Source organism: Buchnera aphidicola (Mindarus keteleerifoliae) (assembly GCF_039392895.1).
Classification (GTDB): domain Bacteria; phylum Pseudomonadota; class Gammaproteobacteria; order Enterobacterales; family Enterobacteriaceae; genus Buchnera_A; species Buchnera_A aphidicola_A.
Genome location: NZ_CP135027.1, coordinates 322447 through 347238, shown reverse-complemented (window position 1 = coordinate 347238; position 24792 = coordinate 322447). Strand labels below are relative to the sequence as shown.

Sequence of the window (24792 nt, the reverse complement as noted above, 5' to 3'; positions counted from 1 at the left end):
TATATCCTCCTGGAAAAAAATTTTAGTATTTTTAAAATGAATTAATAAAAGTTTTTTTGTCTATATTGAATCTTCTAATAGAAATTCTTAAATTATAAGGTATTTTTATATTGGTTATAGAACTAGTATTAAAGTATATAAAATTTTTAAATTCAATTTAAGAACTTAATTTGATTAATAATCTAATTGCTATTTTTATATCTTTTATTTTTAGCAGATTTTTAATTTTTATTAGATGTTTAACTGAAAGATAAAAATACTACAGATAATTTAAAATTTTTAGCTCCAGAAATTTTAACTTTTCCATTAAATTTTTCATGTCTTAATATGCGAAGTTTTTTTATTTTAAAAGATATTTTTTAAATTAATTTGTTTTTTTTTTGTAAATTTCCCATTCTTTTGGAGTATATGTTTCAATTGTAAGAGCATGTATTTTATTGCTTGTAATCAATTTAGTTAAAGGAGAATAGATAATTTGTTGTTTGTTCTTTTCTTCCATTGTAATAAATTTTTTACTAATTGCTATTATTTTTAAGTGATAATTATCTCCTTTTATATAAACTTTTTCTAAAAATTTTTCTTTTAATAATAATGATTTTATTGTTTTTTTCATCATGTTAATTCGGTTGTTTAATATTTACTTCATTATACAATAAATAAGTTCAATTTTCTTTGCTTAATAATAATTTTTTATTTAATTAATTTTGATTTTTTAAGAATAATTTTTAAAAAAATTATTAAAATGTATGTTTTACATTATAAATATAATAAATAAAAATTAGATAAATAGATCTTTATAAATAAAATCTTTGGTATATTATTATTTAAAACAACTGGTTTTTTGAAATTTATTTATTTTTTAGATTTCTTTAAAAAAAAGAATTTTTTTATTTGATTAAATATATAATTTTTATATTCATAAAGTGTTACATAGGAGATACAGTCCTATCACAAATTACTGTGAGGTATTTATATGATAACGCATGTTCCAATGACTTTAACAGGTGTTGAAAAACTTAAAAAAGAACTTGAAAAATTAAAAAAAGTAAAACGTCCTCAAATCATTGCTTCTATAGCTAATGCTAGAGAACATGGTGACTTAAAAGAAAATGCTGAATATCATGCAGCTAGAGAAGAACAGGGATTTTGTGAAGGAAGAATTCAAGATATTGAAACTAAATTATCTATTGCTCAAATAATCGATGTAACAAAAATAAAAAATACCGGTAGGGTAATTTTTGGTTCAACTGTAACCATTGTTAATGTAATAAAATCTAAATCTTCTACTTATAGAATTGTTGGAGATGATGAAGCAGATTTTAAAAAAAATTTAATTTCAATTAATTCTCCAGTTGCAAGAAGTTTAATAGGAAAATGTAAAAATGATATTGTTGATGTTATAACTCCTTCAGGAATTGTAAGTTATAAAATATTAAATGTAGAGTACATATAACATTTTTAGAAAATTTAAAATATGCGAATAGATTAGAAAAATAAAAAGGGAATAAAAAAAGAATTTTATTCCCTTTTAGTTTTTTTAATTTTTTTAAAAATATGGTAATAATTAATCATGTCAAGAAGAAATGTAAAAAAAAAATGGTTAAAAAATCACTTCAGAGATTTTTATGTTAGAGAATGTCAAAAATATAATTTTCGTTCTAGGGCATGGTTTAAACTGAAAGAAATTCAAGAAAAGTTTAAGATTCTTAGAAAAGGAATGTCATTAGTTGATTTAGGATCATCTCCTGGTAGTTGGTCTGAATATGCAATAAAGATAGTAGGGAAAAAAAGTTTTTTTTTGGCATTTGATATATTACCTATGAAACCCATTCCTGGTGTAGATTTTTTTCAAAAGGATATTAATAAAGGAAAGATTTTAAATTTTTTTTATAAAAATAAAAATATTAAAAAGGTAAATTTAGTAATGTCGGATATGGCACCAAATATATCTGGTTTTTTTGATATTGATATGGTTAAAATATTAAAATTGTCTGAATCAGCTTTAAATTTAACTAAAAAAATTTTAACAAAAAATGGGATTTTTTTAATTAAATTATTTCAAGGAAGTGGATTTTCTGATTATATTCATAGATTGCGTTTACTTTTTTTAAAAGTATATATATATAAACCAAATTCTTCTCGTTCTTCTTCTAGAGAAGTTTTCATTGTAGCGGTTGGACGAAAAATATAGTAGTCTAAGTTTTTTGTTAACTTAGTTGTAATGCGAGGTAGTATTTTGAGTGATATGGTTAAAAACTTAATTCTTTGGTTAGTTGTTGCTGTTATATTAATGTCTATTTTTCAAAATTTTACCACAAATAATTTAAATAATAGAAAAATTGAATATTCAACATTTTTATCTGAAGTCAATCAAGATCAAGTTAGAGAAGCGCGTATTAATGGTAGAGAAATAAATGTTATTAAAAAAGATAATAATCGATATGTTACATACATTCCTATCAATGATCCGAGATTATTAGATACACTTTTAATAAAAAATGTTCGGGTTATAGGAGAAGGTTCTAATGAACCTGGAATAATTATGTCCGTTTTAATTTCATGGTTTCCTACTTTTTTATTAATAGGGATTTGGATTTTTTTTATGAGACAGATGCAACTTGGAGGAGGAAAAGGAGCAATGTCTTTTGGAAAAAGTAAAGCAAAGATGCTTACAGAAGATCAGATAAAAACAACTTTTTCCGATGTTGCAGGATGCGATGAAGCAAAAGAAGAAGTTAGTGAATTAGTTGAATATTTAAAAGAACCAATTAGATTTCAGAAATTAGGAGGGAAAATACCTAAAGGTGTATTAATGGTAGGTCCACCTGGAACAGGAAAAACATTATTAGCTAAAGCTATTGCCGGAGAAGCTAAGGTTCCTTTTTTTACAATTTCAGGTTCTGATTTTGTAGAAATGTTTGTAGGTGTAGGTGCTTCTAGGGTAAGAGATATGTTTGAACATGCTAGAAAAGTAGCACCTTGTATAATTTTTATAGATGAAATAGATGCAGTTGGTCGTCAAAGAGGAACAGGATTAGGCGGGGGACATGATGAAAGAGAACAAACTTTAAATCAAATGTTAGTAGAAATGGACGGTTTTGATGGAAATGAAGGGATTATATTAATAGCAGCTACTAATCGTCCTGATGTTTTAGATCCAGCTTTATTACGACCAGGTAGATTTGATCGTCAAGTTATTGTATCTCTTCCAGATATAAAAGGAAGAGAAGCAATTTTAAATGTTCATATTAAAAAAATATTAATAAATAATGATGTTGATTCTAAAATCATAGCAAGAGGTACTCCTGGTTTTTCTGGAGCTGATTTAGCTAATTTAGTAAATGAAGCAGCATTATTTGCAGCTAGATTTAATTACAAAGTCGTTTCTATGAACGAATTTGAATTAGCTAAAGATAAAATGATTATGGGTTCAGAAAGAAAATCTATGGTAATGAGTGATTTACAAAAGGAAAGTACAGCATTTCATGAAGCCGGTCACGTAATTGTTGGTAGATTAGTTCCCCAACACGATCCAGCACATAAGGTAACTATTATTCCAAGAGGAAGGGCATTAGGAGTTACTTATTTTTTACCAGAAGAAGATTTTTTAAGTATAAGTAAACAAAAGTTAGAAAGTCAAATTTCTACATTATATGGAGGAAGATTAGCAGAAGAAATAATTTACGGTGAAAATTTTGTATCAACTGGAGCACATAATGATATTAAAGTAGCTACTAATTTAGCTAGAAATATGGTAACTCAATGGGGTTTTTCAAAAAAGTTAGGACCATTATTATATGCCGAAGAAGAAGAAGAAATATTTCTAGGAAGAACAGTTTCTAAATCGAAACATATATCTGACGAAACTGCAAGAATTGTTGATGAAGAAGTAAAAGTTTTAATTGAAAAAAATTATAATCGTGCGAAGAGAATTCTTCATGATCATTTAGATATTTTACATGCCATGAAAGATGCATTAATAGAATACGAAACCCTTGATTCAGTGCAGATAAATAATTTAATGAATAGAAAAACATTAAAGAGCAAAGAAACGAAAATAAAAAATTGTTAGTAGAAATTTTTATTTTTTAAAAATAAAAGGTTTTATTTATTTATAATTTAAATGATTGCTGTAAAATGTTAAAATGTAAATTTGTTGCCAGGTTAAATTAGTTTTATTCCTGGTAACAATAATTATTTTAATTTTATTTTTTTTAAAAAATATGATTTTTTACTAAAAAATCTGATCTTTCGAAGAAAGAAGGAATATTTTTATGTTAAATTTTTATTTAATTTCTTTTATTTTATCATCTTTTTTCTTAATTTTTTTAATTATGTTTCAATCAGAAAATGGTTCTGAAATAATTAGTTCATTAAATAATAATAGTGAAAAAAAATCTTTATCTATGAATATTAATAGTGATGTAGTTGTTATAATTACAGGTTTTACGGCTATTTTGTTTTTTATATTTAGTTTAATACTTTCTAATGTTAGTAGTCTTTAATCGTAGCTTTTAAAATTGTTGTTAAAATAATTTAATCACAACGTAAATAATAAAAAACAATATTAAAATATTTTTTGCCGAGGTGGTGAAATAGGTAAACACGCTATCTTGAGGAGGTAGTACTCGTTTAATGAGTTTATGGGTTCAAGTCCCATCCTCGGTATAAAAATATATACTAATCATATTTAAAAATAAATTAAATCGTTTTTCTGTATAATTTAGTTAATTAAATTATGTAGGAAATTTACTATTTTAAAATTTTTTTTTAAAAACAGACAAATATATAAAAAAATATTTATTTAAATTTTTATAATATTTAAATTGATTGTTCATTAATGTTTCTGTTGAAGATGATAATGTATCGTACAGTTTTAATAAAGCTTTTATTTTTAAATAGATTTGAAAATTAAATCTAATTGTACATTTTTAATGTATAAATTGAGGTTAAACAAAATGAATAAAGAAATTTTGGCTGTTGTCGAAGCTGTTTCAAATGAAAAAGCTTTACCAAGAGAAAAAATTTTTGAAGCTTTAGAAATCGCATTAGCTACAGCGACTAAAAAAAAATATGAACAAGAAATTGATGTCAGGGTAAAAATTAATCGAAAAAATGGAAATTTTATAACATTTAGAAGATGGAAGGTAGTTAATGAAGTAGTTTATCCAACAAAAGAAATAACTTTAGATGCCGCAAAATTTGAAAATGTTAATGTTAAAGTCAGTGACTATGTAGAAGATCAAATTGATTCTGTAACTTTTGATCGAATTACTACACAAACCGCTAAACAAGTAATAGTACAAAAGGTAAGGGAAGCAGAAAGATTCATGATTGTAAATCAATTTACTCAATATATAGGAGAAATCGTTATTGGAATAGTTAAAAAAAATAATAGAGATAATGTCATATTAGATTTAGGTAATAATGCAGAAGGAGTTATTACTAAAGAAGATATGTTACCAAGGGAAAATTTTAGATTAGGTGATCGAATCAGGGGAGTTCTATATTCAGTAAATCCTGAACAAAAAGGAATTCAATTGTATATCACTAGATCAAAATCTGAAATGTTGATTGAATTATTTAAAATTGAAGTGCCTGAAATTGGAGAAGAAATTATAGAAATAAAGGCAGCTGCTAGAGATCCTGGATTACGTTCAAAAATAGCTGTTAGAACAAATGATAAAAGAATAGATCCTATAGGTGCTTGTGTTGGTATGAGAGGAGCTCGGGTACAAGCAATTTCTAACGAGTTGTGTGGTGAAAAAATAGATATTATTTTGTGGCATGAAAATCCAGCTCAATTTGTCATTAATGCTATGGCACCATCTGAAGTTTCATCAATAATTGTAAATAAAGAAGATCATATCATGGATATTGCTGTTGAAGCTAAAAATCTTGCTAAAGCAATTGGTCGAAACGGACAAAATATTAGACTAGCAAGTCAATTAACTTCTTGGGAGTTAAATGTGATGACTACTGAAGATTTAAATAACAAATATAAAAAAGAAGAAGAAACTATTTTTTGTTTGTTTAAAAAAAAATTGTTAATTAGTGATAAATTAGTTTATTTATTAATAAATGAAGGATTTTCTTCAATAGAAGAATTGGCTCATGTATCTTTAAATGAGTTGTTTCAAATTTCGGGTTTAAAAAAATCAGAAGCAATTTCTATTCGAAAAACAGCAAAAGAGATTTTTGAAAATAAGATGTTGTATAAAGATAAAAAAGTATTTCCTAAAATTGACGAAAATCTTTTAAATTTGAAAGGTATGAATATTAATTTAGCAAAAAAGCTAGCTAAAAAAAATATATGTACTCTAGAAAATTTAGCGGATCAAAGTATTAATGATTTAGTTGATATCTATGATTTAGATGGTAAAAAAGCTGGAAAGTTAATTATGGCTGCTAGAAATATTTGTTGGTTTAATAAAAGCGTAAAATAGTAAGGAAGAAAAATGAGAAATGTAATATTAAAAAATTTAGCTGATGAACTTAAAATATCAGTGCAGGAAATATTAGAATATTTTTTTAATTTAGGAATAAAAAAAACAGAAAAAACATTAATTACTAAAGATGAAAAAAAAAATTTATTAAATTTTTTTAATGAAAAAAAAAGTTCTAAATTAGAAAAAGTTATTTTGAAAAGAAACAAAAGAAGTAAATTGAACATTTTAAATATTAATAAAAAAAACAAAACTATTCCTATTAAAATAAGAGAATATAAAAGAAATATTTTGAATAATAAAAAAAATAATGTTTTAAATAAAAATGAAATTATTAAATCAGAAAATATTGTTGATAATAATAAAGTAAAAATTAAAAAAAAAATAAGCTTGAATGCTAAAGTTTATATTAAAAAAAATAATTTAAATAATTTAAAAAAAAATTCTAATCAATTTGTTCAAAAAAAAAACATAAATCGTTCGAATAATAAACTTAACTTAAATTATTCAAAATCAAAAAGTTTTTCTCAAAAGAAAAATAATATTAATGATTCTTCAGATCAGAGTACAAACAAAAAAAGAAAAAAAGATGTTAATTCAAAAAAAAACTTTTTATATAAGAACAAAAAAGAAAACACTAAAATAAATGAAAAAAAGAATAAATTTATTAAAAATAATAAAAAAAGAAAAATTTTTTTATCTAAATCTAATAGTGAAAATATTCAATTAAGTAAAAAGAATAAATTTCCTTATCAAAAGAAAAACAAGAAAAAAAGTGTTTTACAACAATCTTTTAGAAAACCTGCTAAAATCGTTAATAGAGATATAGTTATTAATGAAAGTATTTCAGTATCAGATTTATCAAATAAAATGGCAGTAAAAAGTGAACTTGTTATAAAAAAATTAAATCAGATGGGGATAATGGTTTCTAGAAATGAAATTTTAGATTTAGAAACCAGTCAATTGATAGCAGAAGAAATGGGACATAAGGTTGATGTTATACATGAAGACAAATTAGAAAAATTGATAATTCAAGATGGATTCATTAGTCAAAAGGGAATAAGAACAAGACCTCCTATTGTAACTATAATGGGACATGTAGATCATGGAAAAACATCTTTATTAGATTATATACGATCTACTCGAATTGTTTTAAAAGAAGCAGGGGGAATTACTCAACATATTGGAGCTTATCAAGTAAAGACTAAAAAAGGAAAAATAACTTTTTTAGATACTCCAGGTCATGCAGCATTTACTTCTATGAGAATTAGAGGGGTTCAAACTACTGATATAGTAGTTTTAATAGTGGCAGCTGACGATGGTGTTAAACCTCAAACTATTGAAGCAATTCATCATGCAAAAGAAGCTAAAGTTCCAATTATCGTAGGAATTAGCAAAATTGATAAAGTGAGTGGAAATATTGAAAATATTATTAAAGAATTAAACAAATATGATATAGTTCCTGAAAAATGGGGAGGTGAAAACATATTTGTAAAATTTTCTTCTAAATCTGGAGAAGGTGTTTCAAATTTATTAGATTCAATTTTATTGCAAGCAGAAATTTTGGAATTAAAAACTGCTTTTGAAGGATTAGCAAATGGAGTAGTAATTGAATCAAGATTAGATAAAGGAACAGGTCCTATAGCTAGTGTTTTAATAAAAGAGGGAACTTTAAGAAAAGGTGATTCAATTTTATGTGGTTTTGAATATGGAAGGGTTCGTGCTATAAGGAATGAAAAAGGAAAAAATATTATGTTTGCAGAACCTTCTTTACCTGTAGAAATTTTGGGATTATCGGGAATGCCAGTAGTAGGAGAAAAAATTTTAGTGGTTTTAGAAGAAAAAAAAGCAAAGGAACTTGCTTTTCAAAGAAAGTTAAAATATAGACAATCAAGATTTATCAAAAAAAATAAAATTGAAATTGAAAAAATGTTTGAATCTATAGATAAAAATGTTAATTTTGGATTAAATATTATTTTAAAATCAGATGTACAAGGTTCATTAGAAGCAATTAAAAATTCGTTGATTCAATTACCTAAAAAAAATGAAGTTCAATTTAAAATAGTTGGTGAAGGTGTGGGAAGAATTACTGAAACCGATGTTTCTTTAGCGGCTACATCCAATTCGATAATATTAGGATTCAATGTTAAACCCGATGTGCCTGCGAAAAAAATGATTGAATTAGAAAGTATAACTTTTTTATACTATTCGGTTATCTATAAGTTAATTAATGACATAAAAGATATGATTAAAGAACAATCTTCGCCTGAATATAAAAATGAAATTATTGGTTCTGCAGAGGTAAGAAATATGTTTACTTTACCTAAATTCGGTACTATTGCAGGATGCATGGTAACAGAGGGGTTAATTAAAAGAAAAAATTCTGTTCGAATATTTAGAAATGGAAAAGTTATACATCATGGAGAGTTAGAATCTTTAAAAAGATTTAAAAATGATGTTAACGAAGTAAGAAGTGGAATGGAATGTGGTATTGGTATTAAAAATTACCATGATATTCGTATAGGAGATAAAATAGAAACATTTAAAAAAACTAAAGTTGTTAATTAATATTCAGTAATATATAAAATTAATTAAGAGAATATTCGTCATGCTTTTTCAATCTATAAGATTAGACAGAGTAGAAAAAGAATTAATTAAAAAAATAGCATTGATTCTTCGGTTTCATATTGATGATGTTAGAATTAATAAAATATTTACAATTTCTCAAGTAAAAGTTTCTAAAGATTTGAGTAATGCAAAAGTATTTATAAGTTTTTTAGAATTAAATTCAACTATTGATATTAAAAGAAATATTAAGATTTTGCAATCTGCATCAAAATATATTCAAAAAATATTAGTTAAACATATATATTTAAGAAAAATACCGTCACTTTTTTTTATTTATGATGATTCGTTAAAAAAAGGATTAAAAATAGACAAAGTAATTAATAACATTATAAAAAAAAGAATTAATAAAAAATAAAAAAGGTAGAAAATGTCTTTTTTTAAGTTAAAGAAAAATGGTATTTTGTTATTAGATAAACCAAAAGGTTATTCTTCGAATTTTGTTCTTCAGAAAGTAAAAAAAATTTTTGGAGCTAAAAAAGCAGGACATAGTGGATCACTAGATCCTTTGGCAACTGGAATGTTGCCAATCTGTATAGGAGAAGCAACTAAATTTTCAACGTATTTGTTAAATTCTAATAAACATTATCAAGTTATTGCTAAATTTGGAGAAAAAACATCTACTTTAGATTCTACAGGAAAAATCATTTCTATTCGTTCAGTTAACGTTTCTTCTAGTTGCATAAAAAATGTTTTAAAAGAGTTTGTAGGTGAAATTTATCAAATTCCTCCAATGTATTCAGCAGTAAAACATAAGGGATTGGAATTATATAAATATGCTCGGAAAGGAATTGAAATAAATCGAAAAAAAAGAAAAATATTTATATATGATCTTAAATATGTTTTTTATGATAAAAAAATATTACAGTTAGAGGTTATCTGTTCTAAAGGAACGTATATTAGAACCTTAATAGATGATTTGGGAGAACGTCTTGGTTGTGGAGCACATGTTACATATTTACGAAGGTTTCAAGTAGGTCTTTTTTCAAAGTCAAAATTAGTCGATTTAAATACTTTATATACTTATAAAAAAAATAAGAATAAATTTGTTTCAAATTATTTGTTGAATAAATTATTGATGCCTATGGATAGTGCTTTATCTACTTTTCCAACAATAAATCTTTCTTCAAAAAATATTTACTGGTTTAAATTAGGAAGAAAAATTTTTTCTTTTATTAATTATTCTGGATTAGTTAGAGTTACAGAAGGAGAAAATAAAATTTTTGTAGGGGTTGGAAAAAATGATAAATTTGGAAATTTATTCCCTATTCGTTTAATATCATTTAATAATTCTTTAAAAAATTGAAATTTAGAGAAAGTTAAGAATATTTAATTCAAATTAATTATAATGAATTTATTAAACAAATAATTTTAATTAAATTAAAAGGATTCTAAGTATGTCTATAAAAAAAGTTAATAAGGAAAAATTAGTTTTAGAATATGGAAATACTAATAGAAATTGCGGAAGTTCAGAAGTTCAAATAGCATTATTAACTCATAAAATTAATTATCTTCAAAATCATTTTTCTGTACATGTTAAAGATCATTGTAGTCGAAGAGGTTTATTAAAAATGGTTTCTAAAAGAAGAAAATTATTAGATTATTTAAAACATAAAAGTATTTTAAAATATTCTAATTTAATAGAGAGATTAAATTTACGAAAATAGCATACTTAAATTATAAAGATGGATTTTTTATTTTGATGGAACATGCAAAAGAGCTTTTGAAAGCTCTTTTTTAAAATGTGCACTTAAAATTTTTTCTTTTAAATAATTGAATCTTATATATTCAAGATAGTTTATACTCGATGATATAATATATCATATAAAATTAGTGATGGTCATGTATAGCTATTTTTAATTTTTTATAACTGATAAAATTATATATATTATAATTTAATTATTTTTTAAGGAAAATATTTTGTTAAACCCTATTATACGTAAATTTCAGTATGGAAAGCATACTATAACTTTAGAGACAGGAGTAATGGCTCGTCAAGCTACAGCAGCTGTTATGGCAAGTATGGACGATACAGCAGTTTTTGTAACTGTTGTTGTACAAAAAAAAGTTCAAACTGGTCAGAAATTTTTTCCTCTTACAGTTAATTATCAAGAACGAACATATGCAGCAGGAAAAATTCCTGGAGGTTTTTTTCGTAGGGAAGGAAGACCAACTGAAAATGAAATTCTAATAGCAAGATTAATAGACCGACCTGTTAGACCGCTTTTTGTTAGTGGATTTTTACATGAAGTACAAGTTATTGCCACTGTTGTATCAGTAAATCCAAAAATTAATCCGGATATTATTTCAATAATAGGAACATCAGCAGCATTAAGTTTGTCAGGAATTCCATTTCAAGGACCTTTGAGTGCAGCTCGAATGGGATATATAGATGGAAAATATATTTTAAATCCTGATATGGAAGATATGAAAAACAGTAAATTAGATTTAATTGTTTCAGCAACTAAAAATGCTGTACTTATGGTTGAAGCAGAAGCAAAAATTTTAAGTGAAGAAAAAATGTTAAAAGCTATATCTATAGGATACGAAAAACAACAAATAGTTATTAAAAATATTTTAAAATTACAAAATGATGTAAATAAATTACCTTTTGAATTCTATATTCCTCCTATAAATAGAATTTTGTCTTCTAAAATTTCAATTTTATCAGAATCTAAAATTCGAAATGCTTACCTTATTAAAGATAAACAAAAAAGGTATGAACAATTAAATTTTATTAAGGCTGAAATTGTAGAAGAGCTGATTAATGAATATTCAAATTTAGATGATTATGAAGTTGAAAGTATTTTTCAATCTATTGAAAAAAAAATTGTTAGGGACAGAATTTTAAATGGAAAGCCACGTATAGATGGTCGCGATCAGGATATGATTCGAGCTTTGGATATACGAACTGGAATATTACCTAGAACACATGGATCAGCATTATTTACTCGAGGAGAGACTCAGTCATTAGCTTCTACTACTTTAGGCACTGCTAGAGATGCCCAAAATTTAGATGAGCTTTTAGGAGATAGAACAGAAAATTTTTTATTTCATTATAATTTTCCACCATATTCGGTAGGAGAAATAGGAATGGTTGGTTCTCCGAAAAGAAGAGAAATTGGTCATGGAAGATTAGCTAAAAGAAGTTTATTAGCAGTTATGCCTAAAATAGAAGAATTTCCTTATACTGTTAGAGTTGTTTCTGAAATTACTGAATCTAACGGGTCATCTTCTATGGCTTCTGTATGCGCTGCTTCTTTAGCTTTAATGGATGCAGGAGTTCCGATAAAATCAGCAGTTGCTGGTATATCTATGGGTTTGGTTAAAGGTTCGAAAAAATACGTAGTTTTATCAGATATATTAGGTGATGAAGATTATTTAGGAGATATGGATTTTAAAGTAGCAGGAACTTCAGAAGGTATTACTGCTTTACAAATGGATATGAAAGTAGAAGGTATAACTAGTGAAATTATGAAAATTGCTCTTTATCAAGCTAAAAGTGCCAGATTGCATATACTTAAAGTTATGAATGAAGCCTTATCTTCAGCAAGAAATGAAATTTCTAGACTTGCTCCAAGAATTCATACTATTAAAATAAACCCAGAAAAAATTAAAGATGTTATAGGAAAAGGAGGTTCTGTTATTCGAATGCTTACTGAAGAAACAGGAACTACTATTGAAATTGAAGATAATGGAACGATTAAAATTTCTGCTAATCTTCAAGAAAAAGCTAAAAATGCAATTCGTCGTATTGAAGCAATAACTGCAGAAATTAAAGTAGGAAGAATTTATGTAGGAAAAGTAACAAGAATTGTTGATTTTGGAGCATTTGTTTCTATTGGTATTGGAAAAGAAGGATTAGTGCATATTTCTCAAATTTCGGATAAACGTGTTGAAAAAGTTGCTGATCATCTTCAAATTGATCAAACCATGCCGGTAAAAGTACTAGAAGTAGATCGTCAAGGTCGGATTCGATTAAGTATTAAAGAAGTAAAAAAAGTTTTATCAAAAAAAGAAATATTCAATTTAAATATTTAATTTGAAAATAAAATTTATTTTTTTAAATAAACATTTATTATATAATAAATGTTTATAAATTTAATTTATATTTTTGTTGTTTGCTTTATATTAAGGTACACTAACAATTATTTTATTTTAAAAAAGGAAAGAAATTTTTAGAAAAAATATTTTAAAAACATTTTTTAAAAAAATATTTTTTGTTTAAAAAATTAGAATAAAAATTCTATTTTTTTCGATATATATAAGTAAAATAGTATATAAATTTTTTTATTAAATTTTAAGATTTAATAAATTTATTCTATTATTGTTTTAATTAATCATATAATTTAAGCCAGTTCATACTTTTCAATGAGAATAAATAAAATTAACTATTTTTATGATGAGTTATGTAGACTGGCTCCTGCAACTTAAGAGGCAAATCTACTGCATGACTCATACAGAAACAAATTTTTCTACTTTTGGTTTAAATCCTTTTATTATTCAAGCTTTACATAAAATGGAATACGTAAAACCTTCTCCAATACAATTAACATGTATACCTTTACTTTTATCAGGTCGAGATGTTTTAGGCATGGCTCAAACTGGAAGTGGAAAAACAGCAGCTTTTGCTTTACCTTTATTGCATAATATAAATAAAAAATTGAGATTTCCTCAAATTTTAGTTTTAGCTCCTACAAGAGAGTTAGCTGTGCAAGTTGCAGAAGCATTTTCTAATTTTGCTCAATATATTAGAGAAATTCAAGTTTTACCGCTATACGGAGGACAAAGATACGAATTGCAATTAAGAGCTTTAAAAAAAGGTCCTCAAATTGTTGTTGGAACTCCAGGTCGACTCTTAGATCATTTAAAAAGAGGAACACTAAACTTATCTCATTTACAAGCATTAGTTTTAGATGAAGCAGATGAGATGTTAAGAATGGGTTTTATAGAAGATGTAGAAAATATTATGGCAGAAATTCCTAAAAATCATCAAACAGCTTTATTTTCTGCTACTATGCCTGAAATTATTAGAAGAATTTCAAAAAGGTTTATGAATAATCCTAAAGAAATTCGAATAAAATCTAATATAACGACACGTCCTGATATTTCACAGAGTCATTGGATAGTTTATGGAAAAAAAACAGATGCTTTGATTCGTTTTTTGGAGGTAGAAGATTTTTCAGCAACAATTATTTTTGTTCGTACAAAAAACGCTACTTTAGAGGTTTCAGAAGCTTTAGAAAGAAGTGGTTATAATAGTGCAGCATTAAATGGAGATATGAATCAATCAGTTAGGGAACAAACTTTAGAAAGATTAAAAAATGGCCGATTAGACATCTTAATAGCAACTGATGTAGCAGCTCGAGGATTAGATGTTGATCGAATTAGTTTGGTAATAAATTATGATATTCCTATGGATGCTGAGTCTTATGTTCATCGAATAGGTCGTACAGGAAGAGCAGGTAGGACAGGAAGAGCTTTATTATTTGTAGAAAATAGAGAACGTAGATTACTTCGAAATATAGAAAGAGTTGTAAAATCAAGGATACCAGAGGTTAATCTTCCAAATCAAGAGTTATTAAGCAAACGTCGTCTTGAAAAATTTTCTAAAAAAATTGAAAAACAAATACAAAGTAAAGATTTAAAAGAGTATAGATCTTTATTGCCAAAATTATTTTCTGAAGAAAATTTTGATCTTGAAACATTGGCGGCTGCTTTATTAAAAATGGCTCAAGGAGAAAGACCTTTGATTGTTGAACCTGATGTTTATAAAAAGACCTTTATTCGTTCAACTTTTAGAAAAAAGAATAAATATGAAGATATTAAAAAAAGAAGGTTTAATAGAGAAAGAAGAGAAATAAATAACGCTGATTTATATCGCATTGATGTTGGTAGAGAAGATGGAGTAGAAGTTCGACATATAGTAGGAGCAATTGCAAATGAAGGAGATATTAGTAACAAAAAAATAGGTAATATTAGGTTATATGAAAAATATTCTATTATTGAATTACCTAAAGAGCTATCTAAAGAAATATTAAATAGATTTTCTAATACTAAAATATTAAATAAATTAATAAATATTCGTTTATTTAAAAAAAATAATTTATATATAAAAAGAACGATAGGAAAAACATTTTTTAATTATGAAAAAAATAAGAAATTAAAATTTTTGAAAGAACGAAAAAAAAAGTTTAAAAGTTTTAAAAAATCTGTTGGTTCAGTTTTTTTTTCTAAAGAAAAAACCGTTTAATTTAGTTTCATATAATAATGAATAGTTCATTAACATAATTTATTTTTCATTCAAATTTATTGTATAAGTGACATCATTCAAATGTTTTTTTGAAAAAGAAAGAGGATTATTCTTTCCTCTTTCTATTCTTTTTTTGTTTTAAAAGCTATAGCCTCAATTTCAATATTTACGTTTTTAGGCAATTTGGATACGCCTATGCATGTTCTTGCTGGTAAAACACTTTGATGACAATCAAAAAATTTTTTATATGCTTCGTTAATTACATTTAGTTTTTCTAATTTAGTTGTGAAAATAGTTATTTTAATAATTTCATTTATGTGAAACTTAGACTCATTTAAAATAAATTGAATATTTTGTAGGCAAACAGTTGTTTGTTTAAATATACAATTGGGTATTTCATTTGATTTCCTATCAATAGGAATTTGTCCAGATGTAAACAAAGTATTGTTAAATAACACACCTTGTGAATAGGGACCTAGTGCTTCTGGCGCATTTTCTGAAATTATTTGATTAAATTTCATTTTTTCCTCGTATTTCTAAAATCAATATATATACAAATTTTTTAGTTTTTGTATGATTTTTCTTTTAATAATGTAGTAATCATTAAAGCTTTAATAGTATGAATTCTATTTTCAGCTTGTTTAAAAATAGTTTTTCTGTATGTATTAAAAACTTTTTTAGTAATTTCTAATCCATATTTCAGTCCCATTTTTTTTAGTAAAATATTTCCCATAATAGTTTTATTATCATGAAAAGCAGGTAAACAATGTAAAACTTCCACATTTTTTTTATTGCATAATTTAATCAATTTTTCATTAACTTGATAAGGAAGTAAAGTTTCAATCTTTTCTTCCCAAGTCTTTTTGGATTCTCCCATTGATATCCATACATCAGTGTAAATAAAATCTGAATTTTTAATTCCTTCAGATATCGAATCTGTACATTCTATTTTGATATCTTTATTTTTTGCAATTGATTGACAATCAAGAAAAAGTTTTTTTTCTGGCCAATATTTTTTAGGAGCAATAATAGTTAAGTTTAAACCCATTATTGCTGATGCTTCTAATATTGTATTAGCAATATTATTACTAGCATCGCCAATATAAACAAGTTTTTTTCTCTTTAAAGATTTGTTGTTTGTTATTTCTTGCATAGTTAATAGATCGGCTAACAATTGAGTTGGATGGAATTTGTTGGTTAATCCATTCCAAATTGGAACCTTTGAATGTTTTGACAAAGTAATGACATTATTATGTTCATGTCCTCTATATTGAATGCCATCATATATAGAAGATAGAAATTCTGCAGAATCTTGTAATGATTCTTTGTTTCCTAAATGTGTTGAACCTGGTCCTAAATATGTGACATTTGCTTGTTGATCAAATGCAGCTACTTCAAAAGAACATCTTGTTCTTGTAGATTCTTTTTCAAAAATCAAGGCAATTTTCTTATTTTTTAGATATGGAATTTCTTTTTTTTCTATTTTTAACTTTTTTAATACAGAAGCTAAGTTAATTATTTTTTGTATTTCAATATCGGAAAAATCCAATAATCTAGTACAGTTTCTTTGATATAAATTAGACATCTTTTTCCTATAGATAAAGTAAATAAATATTAGTATTATTTATTAATTATTAAAAATTTTTATGAATAAATTTTCAAACGATTAAATTGATATTATAATGTTATTAGTTTATTTTAATTACGTCCACTGTTATTTTTAATATGTTTATGATTCTAATAAATTAATTATTGTAATGATATAAAAAATAATTTAACTAAATAAAATCGAAATATTCAAAACTAAGAAATTTATGAAACTAAGAATAAATAATATAAGTTACAAATGTTTTTCTTCTCCATGTAAAATTTTTGGAATTTCAGAAACAAAAAAATTTTCCGAATTATTTTGTTTCGTTGATAAATATACTAGTAATTACATTAATAATTTTTTTTTAAAAAATAAATCTATATGTAAGTTAGGAAGATTAACATTGCTAAATAATGTTCCAAATATTGGTTTTGATTCTATTTTATTAGTTGGGTGTGGAAAAAAAATAGAATTAAGCAAACAAGAATTTATTAAAATAATTTCAAATGTAATTAATTTTTTAAAATTAAATAAGATACAGAATTCTTCTTGGTTTTTAACAGAATTATTAGTAAAGAAAATGAATTTGTATTGGAAAATTAGAATAGCTGTAGATATTATAGGAGATAGGATCTACAATTTTAATAAATTTAAAAATATTCAAATGAATATTTTTAAAATTAAAAAAATTATTTTCTATATTTTTAATAAACGTTATGTTAAAAAGGCGGAAATTGCATTAAAACATTCTTTATCAATTTTAAAAGGTAAAAATGTTGCTAAAGATTTATCTAATACACCTCCTAATATTTGTACACCTTTATATTTAACAGAAAAAGCCAAACTATTAGCAGAAACATATAAATCTACAATTAGTACTACTATATTTGATGGTAATCAAATTAAAAAACTTGGAATGAATGCTTATTTTTCAGTAGGTAAAGGTTCTAAAAATCTTTCTTATATGTCAGTAATAAGTTATAGAAAAAAAATTAAATTAAAAGAAAAATTAATAGTTTTAATAGGTAAAGGAGTAACCTTTGATTCTGGAGGAATTTCAATTAAACCTTCAAAAAATATGCATGAAATGAAGTACGACATGTCAGGAGCAGCAGTAGTGTATGGAACAATTTTAGCAATAGCTAAACTAAATTTACCTTTAAACATAATTGGAATAATGGCTGGTTGTGAAAACATGCCAGGAGGAAACTCTTTCAGACCAGGAGATATTCTTAAGACATTTTCTGGAAAAACTGTTGAAATATTAAATACAGATGCAGAAGGAAGATTAATTCTATGTGATATTTTAAGTTATGTTGAAAAATTTAATCCTGATATTGTCATAGATATTGCAACTTTAACAGGTGCTTGTGTTGTTGCTTTAGGGAATGTTGCAAGTGGAATAATGTCTAATAATGAAAATTTGGCTAATGATTTAATTTATGCAGGAAAATTAACAGAAGATAAAATATGGCAACTTCCCTTATATGCAGAATATAAAAAATTATTACATTCTAGTATAGCAGATTTTTCTAGTTCAGGGGGTTTTCAAGCAGGGGCTATAAGTGCTGGTATGTTTTTATCTTTTTTTACTGAAAAATATAAGTGGGCGCATTTAGATATTGCTGGAACTGCATGGAATAGTAAAAAAGGCTCAACTGGTCGTCCAGTTTCTTTATTATGTCAATTTTTGTTAAATAAATCTGGATATAATTATTAATCTCAACGAATTAATCAATTACTAATATTTATTTTTAAAAATATTATTTTGAATATTTCAGAAATTTGAATAAAATTTAAAGGTTTATCTATATGAACAAGCAATATAATCCTAAAGATATTGAAAAGGAAATATATTCTTTTTGGGAAAAAAGTAATTTTTTTAAACCAACTAACAACAAAAATAAGAAAAATTTTTGCATTATTATGCCTCCTCCTAATATAACGGGAAGTTTGCATATGGGACATGCTTTTCAACAAACTATCATGGATATTTTGGTTCGATACAATAGAATGAAAGGAAAAAATACTTTATGGAAAGTAGGTACTGATCATGCTGGTATTGCAACGCAAGCGATAGTAGAACGAAATATATGCATAAAAAAATTTAAAAAAACTCGTAGAGAATTAGGGAGAAAAAAGTTTGTTAATGAAATTTGGAAATGGAAAAAAAAATCACATGAACGAATTTCATATCAAATACGACGTTTAGGTTGTTCAGTAGATTGGTCTAGTGAAAGATTTAGTTTAGACCAAGACATGAAGATTGCTGTAAAAAAAGTATTTATTTATCTTTATGAAAAAAAATTAATTTATAAAAAAAAATGTTTATCTAATTGGGATTTTAATTTAAAAACTGTTGTTTCAGATCTAGAGGTTAATAACAGGGTTCAAATAGGGAAAATGTGGTATATAAAATATTTTTTCGTTCCTGAAAGAAAATGTTCATTAAAAAAAAAATATTTAGTTGTAGCTACTACAAGACCTGAAACATTATTAGGAGATACAGCAATAGCTGTTCATCCTGAGGATGAACGTTATAAAGAGTATATTGGTGAAAAAGTTTCAGTCCCTTTAATTAATAGAACTATTCCTATAATTTCGGATAAAAGAATAGATATTAAAAAGGGAACAGGATGTGTAAAAATTACACCAGCTCATGATTTTCAAGATTATGATATTGCTATTTCTCATAATTTACCTTTAATTAATATTTTTACACTCGAAGGTAAAGTTCTTAATTTATTGGAAATACAAGATATAAAAGGAAAATTGTCCAATACATATAGTAATTATATACCTAAAAAATTTAGAAATTTGGAAAAATCTTTAGTTAGAAAAAAAATAATTCAAGAAATTAAGAAAAATAATTTTTTGAAATGTGTAAAAGAATATGAACATAGTGTTCCTATAAGTGAAAGAAGTAATTCAATCATAGAACCTATTTTAACTAATCAATGGTATTTAAAGACAAAAAAGATATCAAAAGTTGCAATAGAAGCTGTTAAAAATGGAAAAATTCAATTTTTACCTTCTAAGTATAAAAAATTGTATTTTTATTGGATGGAAAACATTAAAGATTGGTGTATTTCTAGGCAATTATGGTGGGGACATAGAATTCCAATTTGGTATGATAAAAAAAATAATATTTATGCTGGATATGATGAAAAAAATGTAAGAAAAAAATATGGTCTTTCAGAAAAAATTTTTTTATTTCAGGAAAAAGATGTTTTAGATACTTGGTTTTCTTCAGCTTTATGGAGTTTTTCTTCATTAGGTTGGCCCAAATTATCAAAAGAATTAATTTATTTTCATCCAACAAATATTTTAGTTAGCGGTTTCGACATTATTTTTTTTTGGATTGCTAGAATGATTATGATGACGATGTTTATTCTTAAAGACAAAAATAATGTTCCTCAAGTACCTTTCAAAAAAGTTTATATAACAGGATTAATTAGAGATGAATCTGGGAAAAAAATGTCTAAATCTAAAGGAAATATTATAGATCCGATAGATATGATCGATGGGATTTCATTTGATGAGTTGTTAATAAAAAGAACAAAGAATTTAATCAAATCAAATTTATTTAAAAAAATAACTAAACTTACAAAAAAAGAGTTTCCCTTAGGTATAAAAAGTTTTGGAGCTGATGCTTTACGATTTACCTGCGCGGCATTAGCATCTTTAAATCGAGAAATTAATTGGGATATGAGTCGTCTAAAAGGTTATAAACATTTTTGTAATAAATTATGGAATGCAAGTAGATTCATTTTTTTAAACATTAAAAATACACAAAATGATTCTATTAAAAATAATGTTTTATCGGAAATAGATAAATGGATTTTTTCAGAATTACATAATACTATTAAATCATTTACTCAAGCTTTAAAAAAGTATCGTTTTGATATTGCAGCCAACATATTATACAATTTTATTTGGAATCAATTTTGTGATTGGTACATAGAATTTTCAAAAATAACTTTGATACATGGTTCTAAAAAAGAAAAAGAAGGAAATCGATATACTTTAATTACAGTTTTAGAAATTTTGTTAAGACTTTCTCACCCTGTTATTCCATTTATAACTGAATGTATTTGGAAAAAAATAAAAAATATTTTAGAAATAGATTCTACTAGTATTATGGTATCAAATTTTCCTAAGTTTAACTTTAAATTAGTTGATCATGATTCGATTTTGTATGTCATAAATATGAAAAAAATTATTTCTATAATTAGAAAAATTCGACTTTCTATGAAATTATCTAATAAAATTTTAATTTCTGTAATGTTTTACAAACCTAGTGATGTTATTAAGTACATTATTGAAAAATATGAAAAATATATACTTTTTTCTGTAGGTCTACGTAGCATCAAAATTTTACCTTCAAATAAAAATATTCCTGTTTGTATTAAAAAAAATATTGATAAAACAGAGATAATGGTACCAATTTTAGGTTTAATTAACAAAAAAAAAGAATTTTTAGAAACTTCTGTTAAATTAAAAAAAATAGTATTAAAAATAAAAAAAGTTCAGTTGCAACTTAAAAACAATAATTTTCTTTTAAATGCTCCTAAAGTTGTTATAAAAAAAAATGAAGAGATGCTTTCTTTTTTAAAAATGGAAAAAAGAGATTTATTAAATTATCAAAAATTAATAAAAAAAATTTAATAAATTTTTCACAAAATTAATAGGTAGCATTTCTTTATTTTTTACAATTTAATTAAAAATGTTTAATAGTTTTTTTTATAATGAATATTTTAAGTTAACGTTGTTAATGAGATAAGGAAGATCATTTTATGAATGTTTTACATAACATTGAATCTAAAAAAAAATTAAAAAAAGAAATATTTAGTGATAATGTTAAAAGAATTACTCTTTCTTTTTACAAGTATTTTTTTATAAAAGATCCATTTTATTTTAGGAATTTAATTTATATTAATTTTAATAAATTAAAAATTTTAGGACGAGTTTATATTGCTGAAGAAGGGATTAATGCTCAGATTAGTGTTCCTTATAATTTTTTTCATACAGTAAAAAATTTTTTAAAAAAAATAGATAAAAATTTTAAATGTATATATCTCAATAAATGTCTTGAGGAAAATAAAAAATCATTTTGGGTTTTAGTAGTTAAAGTTAAAACAAAAATAGTAGCTGATGGTATTTCAAATAAAAATTTTTTTATGAATTTTTCCCAAAAATATTTAAATGCTAAAGAAGTAAATAAAATGTTGAAAGAAAAAAATTCTGTTTTAGTGGATGTTAGAAATAATTATGAACATAAAATTGGTTATTTTAAAAATTCAGTTAAATTTCCAGGAAGTACTTTTAGACAACAAATAAAATTAATTTTAAATTATTTAAGTAAGTTCAAAGAAAAAAATATCATTCTTTATTGTACGGGAGGAATTCGTTGCGAAAAGGTTGCTTCTTGGTTAATTTTCAATGGAATTAAAAATGTGTATCAAATTAAAAATGGTATTATAGGTTATGTTAAAGATGCAGTTTTGAATAATTTATCTGTAAATTTTAAAGGAAAAAATTTTGTTTTTGATTCAAGAATGGAGGAAAAAGTTACTCAAGATATTTTATCAAATTGTAAAAATTGTAATACTCCAAATGATTCATATACAAATTGTTATAATGATTCTTGTCATATTCTTATGATTCAATGTCAAAAGTGTTCAGAAAAACTAAGTAATTGCTGTTCTTCAAAATGCAAAAGAAAAATAGAAGCTTAATTCTTTATTAAACTGAATAATTTTTAGAATTTAATTTTTTAAAAAGATAAAAATAAGTTTGGTTTATTTTAATAGGAAATAGTTAAAATGTTAGTTTCTGTTATTGATATTCATCAAAAAAAAATAGTAATTAATAGTATTATTACTATTAAAGGATGGGTTAAAAGTAAAAGAAGTTCTAAATTAGGTATTTGTTTTATTCATTTGTATGATGGTTCACATTTATCTCCTGTACAAATAATAGCAAACAAAAAATTATTTAATTATGAAAATGAAATTTTAATGTTAACAACTGGATGTTCAATAATTGTAACCGGAAAATTAGTGGATTCTTTTGGAAAAAAACAAAAAGTTGAAATATTTGCTCTTAATATAAAAGTTATAGGATGGATTGAAAATCCTAATCAATATCCTTTATCTTTAAAAAAACATACTAATGAATATCTTAGATCTGTATCTCATTTGCGTTCAAGAAGCAATTTTATTGGATCAGTAAGTAGAATTAGAAATTGTTTATTTCAATCTTTACACGCTTTTTTAAATAGCAAAAAATATTATTGGGTTCCTACCCCAATTATTACTGCTATTAATGCAGAAGGAGCAGGAGATATGTTTAAAGTTTCTACGTTTGATTTTAGTAAAACTCCGAAAAAAAAATCAGGAGAAGTTGATTTTTCTAAAGATTTTTTTGGAAAAGAAACTTTTTTAACTGTTTCAGGACAATTAACATTAGAAACATATGCATGTTCTATGTCAAAAGTATACACATTCGGTCCTACTTTTCGTGCTGAAAATTCTAATACTAAACGTCATTTGTCGGAATTTTGGATGTTGGAAGTTGAAGCTTCATTTTTTGACCTTTCAGATCTCATTAAGTTAGTAAAAAAAATCTTTAAACATTCAATTAAGGTTGTTTTAAACTCTTGTATTTCAGAAATAATGTTTTTTGAAAAAAAATATAATTTGAAAATAATTAATAAATTAGAAAAAGTTTTGAGCGAAAAAATAATTGAAGTAGAATATTCTGAAATTATTCAAATTCTTAAAAAAAGCAAAAAATCATTTTCCAACTCAGTTTTTTTTGGATTAGATTTAAATTCAGAACATGAAAAGTACATTGTAGATACATATTTTGATTCTCCTGTAATAATTAAAAATTTTCCTAAGGAGATAAAAGCTTTTTATATGAGATTAAATAAAGATAATAAAACTGTTGCAAGTATAGATATGTTAGTACCAGGAATTGGTGAAATTGTAGGAGGATCTCAAAGAGAGGAAAGAATAGAAATTCTAGATGATCGTTTTTTTGAGCTAAAATTAAATAAAAAAAATTATTGGTGGTATAGAGATTTAAGAAAATATGGAACAGTACCACATTCTGGATTTGGTTTAGGTTTTGAACGATTATTGCAATATATTACAGGAATAAGTAATATTAAAGATGCAATACCCTTTCCTAGAACTATTCGAAATAGTCAGTTTTAACTTTTCAAATTAATTTAATAACTAAATTATTTTAAATTTTTTAAAATAAGTTAAAAAACGTACATGTACTAGAATATTAGGAAGCAAGAAGATTTTTTTGGTGTTTCTATAAATTTTAAATATGAAAAGAAATAGAATATATTTGTTATTTAAAATTCAAAATTTAAAATCAAAATAAATTTTTTAAAAACATTAAGTTGTTCAATTAACTAATACAAATAGTTAATTGATTAATTTTAAATTGATGGTAATTTTTTTCCACCTAATATATGGATATGTAAGTGAGGTACTTCTTGTCCGGAATTTTTGTTGCAATTAATAATTAATCTATAACCTGTTCGATAAATTTTCTTTTTCTTTGCAATAGCTATTGCTGTTCTTAACATATGAAAAATTAGATTTTTATCTCTTTTTTTAATGTAGTTTAAAGAAGGAATAATTTTATTTGGAATAACAAGAAAATGAACAGGTGCTTTAGGTGAAATATCTGAAAAAACAGTAATTTTTTTATCTTGATACAAAATTTCAGATGGAATTTTCTTTTCTACTATGTCTTTAAAAACGTTATTTTTTTTCATAATTTTTTGTCTCTCAAATAATTAATTTTATGTTAAATTAAGAAGAGTTATTTTTTTTACTCTCCTTAATTTAGTA

General features: G+C 24.5%; 19 protein-coding genes and 1 tRNA gene. 16 read left to right on the top strand and 4 right to left on the bottom strand.

All coding sequences use genetic code 11. From position 1 onward, the window contains the following. Positions 1-364 precede the first annotated feature (364 nt). Entirely contained in the window at positions 365-616 is a 252-nt protein-coding gene (locus tag RJT62_RS01565) for a BolA/IbaG family iron-sulfur metabolism protein (RefSeq protein ID WP_343153339.1), read from the bottom strand. 357 nt (positions 617-973) lie between these two features. Between RJT62_RS01565 and greA the strand changes: the two genes are divergently transcribed. The 12 genes from greA to RJT62_RS01505 all read left to right on the top strand — a co-directional run bounded on the left by greA (position 974) and on the right by RJT62_RS01505 (position 15324). Beyond that, positions 974-1453, top strand: a complete 480-nt coding sequence (gene greA / locus RJT62_RS01560) for a transcription elongation factor GreA (RefSeq protein ID WP_343153337.1) — start codon at positions 974-976, stop codon at positions 1451-1453. 117 nt (positions 1454-1570) lie between these two features. Then, positions 1571-2191, top strand: a complete 621-nt coding sequence (locus tag RJT62_RS01555; RefSeq protein WP_343153335.1) for an RlmE family RNA methyltransferase — start codon at positions 1571-1573, stop codon at positions 2189-2191. A gap of 54 nt (positions 2192-2245) precedes the next feature. Beyond that, a complete protein-coding gene (ftsH, locus tag RJT62_RS01550; protein WP_343153333.1) occupies positions 2246-4072 on the top strand; it encodes an ATP-dependent zinc metalloprotease FtsH in 1827 nt (608 codons plus the stop codon). Positions 4073-4274: 202 nt separating this feature from the next. Then, on the top strand, positions 4275-4505 hold the full coding sequence (gene secG / locus RJT62_RS01545; protein ID WP_343153331.1) for a preprotein translocase subunit SecG: 231 nt from the start codon (positions 4275-4277) through the stop codon (positions 4503-4505). Between the two features lie 76 nt (positions 4506-4581). Continuing rightward, positions 4582-4668, top strand: a tRNA-Leu gene (locus RJT62_RS01540). Between the two features lie 290 nt (positions 4669-4958). After that, on the top strand, positions 4959-6446 hold the full coding sequence (nusA, locus tag RJT62_RS01535) for a transcription termination factor NusA (RefSeq protein WP_343153328.1): 1488 nt from the start codon (positions 4959-4961) through the stop codon (positions 6444-6446). Positions 6447-6458: 12 nt separating this feature from the next. After that, positions 6459-9014, top strand: coding sequence for a translation initiation factor IF-2 (gene infB / locus RJT62_RS01530; RefSeq protein WP_343153326.1), 2556 nt, complete (start codon positions 6459-6461; stop codon positions 9012-9014). Positions 9015-9054: 40 nt separating this feature from the next. Beyond that, complete coding sequence (rbfA, locus tag RJT62_RS01525) at positions 9055-9429, top strand: 30S ribosome-binding factor RbfA (protein ID WP_343153324.1); 375 nt, start codon at positions 9055-9057, stop codon at positions 9427-9429. A 12-nt stretch (positions 9430-9441) separates the two neighbouring features. Next, entirely contained in the window at positions 9442-10377 is a 936-nt protein-coding gene (gene truB / locus RJT62_RS01520) for a tRNA pseudouridine(55) synthase TruB (RefSeq protein ID WP_343153322.1), read from the top strand. A 91-nt stretch (positions 10378-10468) separates the two neighbouring features. After that, entirely contained in the window at positions 10469-10738 is a 270-nt protein-coding gene (gene rpsO, locus RJT62_RS01515; RefSeq protein ID WP_343153320.1) for a 30S ribosomal protein S15, read from the top strand. 253 nt (positions 10739-10991) lie between these two features. Next, positions 10992-13112, top strand: coding sequence for a polyribonucleotide nucleotidyltransferase (gene pnp, locus RJT62_RS01510; RefSeq protein ID WP_343153319.1), 2121 nt, complete (start codon positions 10992-10994; stop codon positions 13110-13112). 409 nt (positions 13113-13521) lie between these two features. Continuing rightward, positions 13522-15324 (top strand): DEAD/DEAH box helicase, encoded by a 1803-nt coding sequence (locus RJT62_RS01505; RefSeq protein WP_343153317.1) that lies wholly within the window; start codon positions 13522-13524, stop codon positions 15322-15324. 122 nt (positions 15325-15446) lie between these two features. Here the strand turns inward: RJT62_RS01505 and RJT62_RS01500 are convergent, their stop codons facing one another. Beyond that, positions 15447-15845, bottom strand: a complete 399-nt coding sequence (locus RJT62_RS01500; protein WP_343153314.1) for a Rid family detoxifying hydrolase — start codon at positions 15843-15845, stop codon at positions 15447-15449. Positions 15846-15886: 41 nt separating this feature from the next. Beyond that, positions 15887-16909: an ornithine carbamoyltransferase gene (gene argF / locus RJT62_RS01495; RefSeq protein WP_343153312.1), complete on the bottom strand. Its 1023-nt coding sequence runs from the start codon at positions 16907-16909 to the stop codon at positions 15887-15889. A 241-nt stretch (positions 16910-17150) separates the two neighbouring features. On the opposite strand from argF, the gene RJT62_RS01490 reads away from it, so the two are divergent. From RJT62_RS01490 to asnS, 4 genes are all read left to right on the top strand, one after another. Then, positions 17151-18635 carry a leucyl aminopeptidase gene (locus RJT62_RS01490; protein WP_428994289.1) on the top strand — a complete coding sequence of 495 codons (1485 nt, stop codon included), beginning with the start codon at positions 17151-17153 and terminating at the stop codon, positions 18633-18635. 92 nt (positions 18636-18727) lie between these two features. Then, entirely contained in the window at positions 18728-21583 is a 2856-nt protein-coding gene (locus RJT62_RS01485; protein WP_343153308.1) for a valine--tRNA ligase, read from the top strand. A 128-nt stretch (positions 21584-21711) separates the two neighbouring features. Next, complete coding sequence (locus RJT62_RS01480) at positions 21712-22653, top strand: rhodanese-related sulfurtransferase (protein ID WP_343153306.1); 942 nt, start codon at positions 21712-21714, stop codon at positions 22651-22653. Positions 22654-22740: 87 nt separating this feature from the next. Beyond that, complete coding sequence (gene asnS, locus RJT62_RS01475) at positions 22741-24138, top strand: asparagine--tRNA ligase (protein ID WP_343153304.1); 1398 nt, start codon at positions 22741-22743, stop codon at positions 24136-24138. 236 nt (positions 24139-24374) lie between these two features. Here asnS and RJT62_RS01470 read toward each other — a convergent pair whose 3' ends face one another. Continuing rightward, positions 24375-24716 carry an HIT domain-containing protein gene (locus tag RJT62_RS01470; RefSeq protein WP_343153302.1) on the bottom strand — a complete coding sequence of 114 codons (342 nt, stop codon included), beginning with the start codon at positions 24714-24716 and terminating at the stop codon, positions 24375-24377. Positions 24717-24792 lie beyond the last annotated feature (76 nt).